At 72.7% G+C, this 7,648-nt stretch carries 8 protein-coding genes; 1 reads left to right on the top strand and 7 read right to left on the bottom strand.

Features of this window, described 5'->3' with window-relative positions:
* From CCN33_RS23145 to CCN33_RS23120, 6 genes are all read right to left on the bottom strand, one after another.
* The coding region (locus CCN33_RS23145) for a fasciclin domain-containing protein (protein WP_086695440.1) at positions 1 to 584 on the bottom strand (584 nt) is incomplete at its 3' end.
* An 82-nt stretch (positions 585 to 666) separates the two neighbouring features.
* Positions 667 to 2,214, bottom strand: a complete 1,548-nt coding sequence (locus tag CCN33_RS23140) for a molybdopterin-dependent oxidoreductase (RefSeq protein ID WP_244173911.1) — start codon at positions 2,212 to 2,214, stop codon at positions 667 to 669.
* Positions 2,215 to 2,552: 338 nt separating this feature from the next.
* The gene (locus tag CCN33_RS23135) at positions 2,553 to 3,413 is read right to left on the bottom strand and encodes an MBL fold metallo-hydrolase (RefSeq protein ID WP_086695438.1); all 861 of its coding nucleotides are present in this window, start codon (positions 3,411 to 3,413) and stop codon (positions 2,553 to 2,555) included.
* Positions 3,410 to 3,682, bottom strand: a complete 273-nt coding sequence (locus CCN33_RS23130; RefSeq protein ID WP_086695437.1) for a hypothetical protein — start codon at positions 3,680 to 3,682, stop codon at positions 3,410 to 3,412. The genes CCN33_RS23135 and CCN33_RS23130 overlap by 4 nt, the downstream gene beginning before the upstream one ends.
* A 130-nt stretch (positions 3,683 to 3,812) precedes the next feature.
* Positions 3,813 to 4,772 (bottom strand): NAD(P)H-quinone oxidoreductase, encoded by a 960-nt coding sequence (locus tag CCN33_RS23125; RefSeq protein ID WP_086695436.1) that lies wholly within the window; start codon positions 4,770 to 4,772, stop codon positions 3,813 to 3,815.
* Between the two features lie 92 nt (positions 4,773 to 4,864).
* Entirely contained in the window at positions 4,865 to 5,452 is a 588-nt protein-coding gene (locus CCN33_RS23120) for a TetR/AcrR family transcriptional regulator (protein ID WP_086695435.1), read from the bottom strand.
* A gap of 96 nt (positions 5,453 to 5,548) precedes the next feature.
* On the opposite strand from CCN33_RS23120, the gene CCN33_RS23115 reads away from it, so the two are divergent.
* The gene (locus CCN33_RS23115) at positions 5,549 to 6,793 is read left to right on the top strand and encodes an NADH:flavin oxidoreductase/NADH oxidase family protein (protein ID WP_086695434.1); all 1,245 of its coding nucleotides are present in this window, start codon (positions 5,549 to 5,551) and stop codon (positions 6,791 to 6,793) included.
* Positions 6,794 to 6,912: 119 nt separating this feature from the next.
* On the opposite strand, the gene CCN33_RS23110 is transcribed toward CCN33_RS23115, so the two are convergent.
* A partial coding sequence (locus CCN33_RS23110) for an aldehyde dehydrogenase family protein (protein WP_140394633.1) occupies positions 6,913 to 7,648 on the bottom strand: 736 nt, incomplete at its 5' end.

Below are 7,648 nucleotides of genomic sequence, written 5' to 3'. Positions count from 1 at the left end.
ACGTTGCCGCAGACGACCTTGGAGGAGTCGTTCACGGTGTACGACTCGCCCGAGCCGGAGGTCGTCAGCTTCGACTTCTCCAGGGTGTCGAAGGAGCCGTTCTCCAGGTCCTTCGGCGTGAGCTTCTGACCGACGACGTGGTAGGTCAGGATCTTGGTGAGCTGGGCCTTGTCGGCGAGGACCTTGTCCAGCGTGGCCTTCGGGATCTTGTTGAAGGCGTCGTTGGTGGGCGCGAACACCGTGATGTTCTGCGCGTTGTTGAGGGTGTCGACCAGACCGGCCTTCTTCACCGCGGTGACCAGCGTGGACAGCGCCGGGTTGTTCGAGGCGGCCGTGGCCACCGGGTCCTTGGCCATGCCGTCGAAGGACCCCGCGCCGTTCTTCGGCACCGCGGAACAGGCCGGGCCGAACGGCTGGTCCATGCTGCTCATGCCCACGCTGCTCTCCGGGGCCGACGCCGACGCCGACGCCTTGGAGTCGGACTTGGCCGAGTCGCTGTCGCTGCCGGAGCAGGCGCTGAGCGCGAGGGGCAGCAGGACGGCGGCCGAGACGAGACCGGTGGTACGGCGGATGCGAGCGTTCACTGGGTCTTCTCCTGTTGTTGAAAGGCAGCAACGGGCTGCCGGACGGGGGGAGTTGGTCAGGGAGCGGAGTGCCGGTCGGGGCTCACTCCGCGGTCACGACGACGGAGTGCCGGCCACTCGCGCCGTCGGGGATGGTCCGGGCGCGCTTCTCCGTCTGCACGCTTCCGGTGCGGTCGGTGGCACGCACGGTGAGGGTGTGGGACCCCTTGGTCGCCTGCCAGGGGAAGGACCACTGGCGCCAGGTGTCACGGGTGTCCTCGGCGGCGAGGTGGGCCTCCTGCCAGGGGCCGTCGTCCACCCGGATCTCGACCTTGTCGATGCCCCGGTGCTGGGCCCAGGCGACCCCGGCCACCATCACGGTCCCGGACTTGGGCCGGGCGAACGGCTTGGGGGTGTCGATCCGGGACTGCGTCTTGACCGGCGCCTTCCGCGCCCACCCTCGCTTGACCCAGTACGGGTCGTAGGAGTCGAACGTGGTGAGCTCGATGTCCTGAATCCACTTGCAGGCGGAGACGTAGCCGTACAGGCCGGGCACGAGCATGCGGACCGGGAAGCCGTGCTCGAAGGGCAGCGGTTCGCCGTTCATGCCGACGGCGAGCATGGCATCGCGGCCGTCCATGATGTCCTCGACGGGCGTGCCGATGGTCATGCCGTCCACCGAGCGGGCCACCAACTGGTCGGCCGGTCCACCGTGCGAGGGCGCCTTGACCCCGCATTCGGCGAGCAGGTCGGCCAGGCGGACGCCGGTCCAGCGCGCGTTGCCGACGTACGGGCCGCCGACCTCGTTCGACACGCAGGTCAGGGTGATGTCGCGCTCGATCAGCCGTCGGTGCAGCAGGTCGTCGAAGGTGAAGGTGGCCGGCCGGGTCACGCCCTTGCCGTGCACGCGGAGCTGCCAGGCGGTGGCGTCCACCTTGGGGACCACCAGGGCGGTGTCGACGCGGTAGAAGCTCCTGTTGGGCGTGACGTAGGGGCTGACGCCGTCGACCCGCAGGGCCGTCCGCGCCGGTACCGGCTGCGCGGGCGAGCCGGGGCGGGGCAGGACGACCTGCTCGCGGGAGGCGACGGCGTCTCCCGCCCGGCGGCCGCTCAGCATCCGGCCGGCCCCGCCCACGACGGCGGACGCGGCGGCCGCGGAGGTGGCCGCGATGACGAAGCCCCGCCGGTCCCAGTCGCCGGGCTCGCCGTCGGGGACCGGCACGGGGGTGATGAGGCGTCCGGCCAGGAAGTGGAGGAGCAGCGCCCCGACGACGGCCCCGATCAGGGACGGCAACGCGTCCGCGAAGCCTCGGGAGTCCGGGCGGGTGAGGGCGGCCACCGCGCCGATCACACCGAACAGGAGGACACCGGCCGCTCCGGCGACCCGGCGGCGTACCGCCGACGCGCCCAGGCCCAGGGCGAGAAGCGCGAGGACGGCGAGGATGCCGAGCTGGAGCACCAGCTTGTCGTCGGTGCCGAAGTGACGGATCGCCCAGTCCTTGACGGCCGCCGGGGTCTGGTCGATGGAGGCCCCGCCGACCACGACCACCGGACTCGCCTGCGGCCGTACGCCCGCCGCCACCAGCTCGGCCACCGCGAGCGCGGCGAACCCGGCGAGCGCGCCGCTCAGCGCGCCCAGCGTCGTCCGCACGGGCCCCGGTGCTCTCCTTGGATCGCTCTGTTCCTCGCTCACGCGGGGAATCCGGGGCCGGGTGCGGGGCCGGATTGGTGGCTTCCTCAGATCGGATGAAGACGCATCTCACACCAATCCGGGGGGTGTTCGGCGACGGATCATCTGGGTTGCGGTGCGCGGCTGTTGAGGCGTTGTCAGCCGGTTCGGCGGCTGACGCCCGTTTCGGGTACGGCCGTTGCCCGGGCTGCGCCGCCGCGCCGCTCCGGGCGCCAGGTGGTCACGAGGCGGCGGAGCGCGGCGACGGCCGGCGGGAACCCGGGCCGACGTCGAGCAGCAGTCGGGGCGGTCGGCTCCGCTCACCGCAAGGGCGCCGCCTCGACCACGGGCCGCCCGCCGGGGCGCAGGGCGACGCGTTCGCCGCGTGCGCACGGTACGAGCCGTGCGCCGAGCCCGCGCTGCCGTAGGGCGTGGAGGAAGTCGCTCAGCGGTGACTTCATGACGGTGTACTCCTCGTAGTGCACCGGTAGCACCCACTCGGGGTCCAGCCGTTCGGCGAAGCCGGCGCCCTGGGCTCCGGTCATGGTGACGAGGAAGCCGCCGGGGAGCGTGGTCCCGCCGAGGTGGAGGACGGCGAGGTCGAGGTCGGGGCAGCGGCGGGCGATGGCCGCGACGATCGGCGGGAAGGGCAGCGTGTCGCCGGAGAGGTAGAGGCGGAGCACGGGTGGGCCCCCGAGGGGACCGAACTCGAGCAGGCTGCCCATGACCTGCGGCAACAGGGGCCGGAGCAGGCCGCCCGCGTGCTGCCCCGGCAGGGAGGTGACGGTCACCTGGGTCTCGCGGCCGGTCACCGTACGGCTCTGCCAGGTCTCCAGCGCGGTGGCGTGCGGGAAGCCGTGCAGGCGGCGGAGTCTCCGGGCGGCCTGGGGTGTGGTGAGTACCGGGAGGCCCGGGTCGAGGCCACGCCGGGCGACCCGGTCCCAGTGGTCTCCGTGCAGGTGGGACAGCACGATGGCGTCGATGCCGGCGGGCAGGCCGGCGACGCCCCGGGTCGGCTCCAGCAGACGGCGGCTGACGAGGCCGTGCCCGAGGTAGGCGTACTGACCGCGGTGGAGGAAGTTGGGGTCGGTCAGCAGGGTGACGTCGCCGTAGCGGATCAGGAGCGTGGCGTTGCCGATGAAGTGGCAGGTGACGGGTGGGTCCTGTGGGGTCGCGGTCATGTGCGCCTCCTCGGGTCGCCGGTGGCCCCCGGGGACCGGGTGACCTCGCAGGCGCGGTCGAACCGCGCACGGGCGGGCCGGTCAGCCGCGGACGGCGCTCGGCGCCATCGGCCACCGGCCCCGACGGCCTGCGCGAACATCTCCTCCATCGACGCCTGTGCGGGCCGGTACTCCCCCGGCTCGCGGCGGCTCTTGGTGGTGTCCACGCGGAGGTCGTAGCGGATGTCGCGCCGCGGGTAGCCGCGTTCGAGGCCCGCCGCCGGGGCCACGGCGACCGCCAGGGGCTTGGGGAGGTCACGGCGTGGCAGGGGGGACGAGCCGTAGGCCGGGAGGAGGCGGCGGGCGAGGTCGACGACGTCGGTGGACTCGGCCGCGAGGTCCGTGGCGTGCCCCTCCGCCCTACTCGTTCACCAGCAGGATCTTGCCCACGTGACCCCCGGCCTCCATCAGCCGGTGCGCCTCGGCGGCCCGGGACATGGGCAGGCGCTGGTCGATGACGAGTCCCACGGCGCCGCTCTCGATCATCGGCCAGACCTCGTCCCGCACCTGGGCGACGATCTCGGCCTTCTGCTCCCTGGACCGTGTGCGCAGGGTCGTCCCGTGCACGGACAGGCGCTTGAACACCAGCTCGGCCAGGTTGAGGCCGGCCTCCAGGCCGTCCTGGAGGCCGATGACCACCAGGCGTCCGTCGGGGGCGAGGGAGCGCACATTGCGTTCGAGGTAGCTGCCGCCCACGACGTCCAGGATCACGTCGTAGGGGCCGTGCTCGGTGAAGTCCTCCGTGCGGTAGTCGATCGTGACGTCGGCACCCAGCTCCCGTGCCCGGGCGGCCTTGTCGAGGCCGCCGGCCGTGGTGACGACCCGGGCGCCCAGCGCCTTGGCGATCTGGATGGCGAAGGTGCCGACGCCACCGGCCCCGCCGTGCACGAGGAAGGTCTCGCCCTTCTTGAGGTGGGCGGTCATGACGATGTTGGACCAGACCGTCGCCACCGCCTCGGGCAGAGCGGCCGCCTCGACCAGGCCGATCCCTTTGGGAACCGGGAGCAACTGACCCGCGGGGACGGCGACCTTCTGCGCGTAGCCGCCGCCCGTGAGCAGCGCGCAGACCTCCTCGCCCACCTGCCAGCCGGTCACCCCCTCACCGAGGGCGCCGATACGGCCCGAGACCTCGAGGCCGGGGTACGGGGAGGTTCCGGGCTGGAGGGGGTAGAGACCGTAACGCTGCATGACGTCCGCCCGGTTGAGGGCGCTGGCGACGACGTCGATGACGACCTCACCGGCGGCCGGCTTCGGCTCTTCGACGTCCACCCACTCCAGGACCTCGGGACCGCCGGGCTCCTTGATCGACACTGCCTTCATGACGCTCCGTTCATCGCGGCGCGGGCTCCCGCCCGCATGTTTACAGCACATACATTAGGCAGCAGGTGTGTGCACTGTCAACATGGCCTCGATCACCGACGGTCCGCCGCCACGCTGAACAGCGCCCGGACCGCCGCGCGGACCTGGGCGTCCACCACCTCCGGCGTCGAGGAGTCGAGCTTGCCGTCCAGATGCAGGAAGGCCAGGCCGTGGACGAGTGCCCACACCGTGGTCGACAACGCGTCCGGGTCGACGCCGGGGAAGACCGCGTGCACGATGCCGCGGACGTACTCGGAGATGGCGGCGGTCGCCGCCACCCGCTCCTCGCTGTGGGGATCGCACGGTTCAGCGAACATCACCCGGAACATCGCGGGCCGGTCCAGCGCGAAGCGCACGTAGGCGACGGCGACCGACGCGAGCTCGTCGGGAGTCCTGGGCTCGGGGTGGGCGGCCGCCAGGTGCTCGGCCAGCTCGCGGTACCCCTCGGCGGCCACCGCGGAGACCAGCGCGTCGCGGTCCGCGTAGTGACGATAGGGGGCCGTGGCCGACACGCCCGCCCGCCGCGCCACCGCGCGAAGCGACAGCCCGGCACTGCCGTCCTCCTCCAGCAGCTCCCGCGCGGCACGCAGGCAGGCCGCACGCAGGTCGCCGTGGTGATACGAGCTGCTCGCTTGCGGCATAGGTCACACTCCTTGAAGTTTACGGCGCTTACATTTCTGACCTAATGTGAACGCTGTACACATTGTAAGCGATGGAGATCGAGAGGGGAAAGCAGGATGACCAGCGAACTGTTCTCGCCGTTGTCCCTGCGCTCCGGGCAGGTACTGCGCAACCGGATCGCCAAGGCGGCCATGGAGGAGAACATGGCGGCCGACGGCCAGTTGCCCGGAGCCGAGCTGCTCGGGCTGTACCGGCGCTGGGCCGGGGGCGGGGCCGGACTGCTCATCACGGGCAACGTCATGGTCCACGCCGAGGCACTGACCGGTCCGGCCGGTGTCGTCCTCGACGAGGCCGCGCCACTGGAGCCGTTCGTCGAGTGGGCGAAGGCCGGCAAGGCGGGGGGCGGGGCGATCTGGATGCAGATCAACCACCCCGGCCGCCAGATCGGCTCCGACATGCCCGGCGTCGTATGGGGCCCCTCCGCGGTCGGCGTCGACCTGGGCAAGCACACCGGCCGCTTCGGCCGCCCGGTCGCCATGACCGCCCGGCAGATCGAGGAGACGGTCACCCGGTACGCGGTGACCGCCCGGCGCGCCGAGCAGGCCGGCTTCGACGGGGTCGAGGTGCACGCGGCGCACGGCTATCTGCTCTCGCAGTTCCTCTCCCCCCTGGTCAACAAGCGCACCGACCAGTGGGGCGGCTCGCTGGAGAACCGGGCCCGGATGCTGCTGGACGTGGTCCGCGCCGTACGGGCCGCCGTGTCGCCCTCCTTCGCGGTCGCGGTCAAGCTCAACTCCGCCGACTTCCAGCGCGGCGGCTTCGACGCGGACGACGCGCGCCAGGTGATCGAGATGCTCGCGCCGCTCGGTGTCGACCTGGTCGAGCTGTCCGGCGGCAGCTACGAGAGCCCGGCGATGTCCGGCCGGGCCGCCGACGCGCGCACGCAGGCCCGCGAGGCGTACTTCCTGGACCTGGCGAAGGACCTGGTCGGGTCCAGCCCGGTGCCGCTGATGCTGACCGGCGGCATCACCCGGCGCGAGACCGCCGAGCGCGTCCTCGACAGCGGGGTGGCGGTCATCGGCATGGGCACCGCCCTCGCCGTCACCCCCGACCTGCCGGAGCGCTGGCGCACCGGCGGCGAGGCCGAGCGGCAGCTCAGGCCGGTCACCTGGTCGGACAAGGCGCTCGCGTCGGCCGCCAGCATGGCGCAGGTCCGCCACCAGATGCGCCGGATCGCGCGCGGCAGCAGGCCCACGCCGGGCACCCACCCGGCGGTCGCCCTCCTCGCCGAGCGGCGCAAGCAGCGCCGGGCGCTGCGCCGCTACCGCGACTGGCTGGGCACGACGCGGGGCGCCGCGTAGCACGGGGTCGACAGGGCGCCCCAGGTACCCGGGTACCTGGGGCGCCTCTTCGGCCGGATCTCCCACGACGCGGGCGGCGCGGCTCCCTCGGGGAGCCGCGCCGCCCGCGTCCGGGTGTCTCAGCGGGAGCCGACCGCCTTCAGCACCCTCAGCGCCCCGGTCAGCAGCGCCGCCCAGGTTTCGGGCGGGATGCTCCTCGGCGGGGTGAACCCCTGGACGCGCTGGTGGGCGACGTTCTGGGCCTCGGTGTACTTGAGGATGCCCTCGGCACCGTGACGCCGGCCGAGGCCGGAGTCACCCATGCCGCCCATCGGCGCGTCGACGCTGCCCCACGCCGCGGCGAACGCCTCGTTGACGTTGACGGTGCCCGCGTGCAGCCGGGCCGCCACGGCCCGGCCCCGGGAAGCACTGCGGGACCAGACGCTCGCGTTGAGGCCGTAGGACGTGGCGTTGGCCCGCGCGACGGCCTCGCTGTCGTCGCGCACGCGGTGGACGGACACGACGGGCCCGAACGTCTCGTGCTCGTACAGCGTCATGTCCGGGGTGACACCGGCGAGGATGGTCGGCTCGTGGAACAGTGGCCCCAGGTCCGGGCGCGCCCTGCCGCCCGCGAGGACCTTCGCCCCCTTGGCCACGGCGTCCTCGACGTGCTCGATGACGGTCTTGAGCTGAGCGGCCGTGGTGAGGCTGCCGACGTCGCAACTGAAGTCGTACGCGCCACCGATCCTGAGCCGCTCGGCGCGGGCGACGAAGGCGTCCACGAACCGGTCGTACACCGAGTCCGCCACGTACAGACGCTCGATGGAGACGCAGAGCTGGCCCGCCGAGGGGAAGCAGGCGGCGACGGCGCCGTCG

The organism is Streptomyces recifensis (assembly GCF_002154615.1).
Taxonomy (GTDB): Bacteria; Actinomycetota; Actinomycetes; order Streptomycetales; family Streptomycetaceae; genus Streptomyces; species Streptomyces griseoluteus.
This window is presented reverse-complemented; position numbering and strand designations above follow the sequence as displayed.

Coding starts and splice junctions, on each gene's coding strand:
- CCN33_RS23135 (WP_086695438.1), bottom strand. CDS start 3,413: ATGACCGCGACCCCACAGGACCCACCCGTCACCTGCCACTTCATCGGC.
- CCN33_RS23125 (WP_086695436.1), bottom strand. CDS start 4,772: ATGAAGGCAGTGTCGATCAAGGAGCCCGGCGGTCCCGAGGTCCTGGAG.
- CCN33_RS23120 (WP_086695435.1), bottom strand. CDS start 5,452: ATGCCGCAAGCGAGCAGCTCGTATCACCACGGCGACCTGCGTGCGGCC.
- CCN33_RS23115 (WP_086695434.1), top strand. CDS start 5,549: ATGACCAGCGAACTGTTCTCGCCGTTGTCCCTGCGCTCCGGGCAGGTA.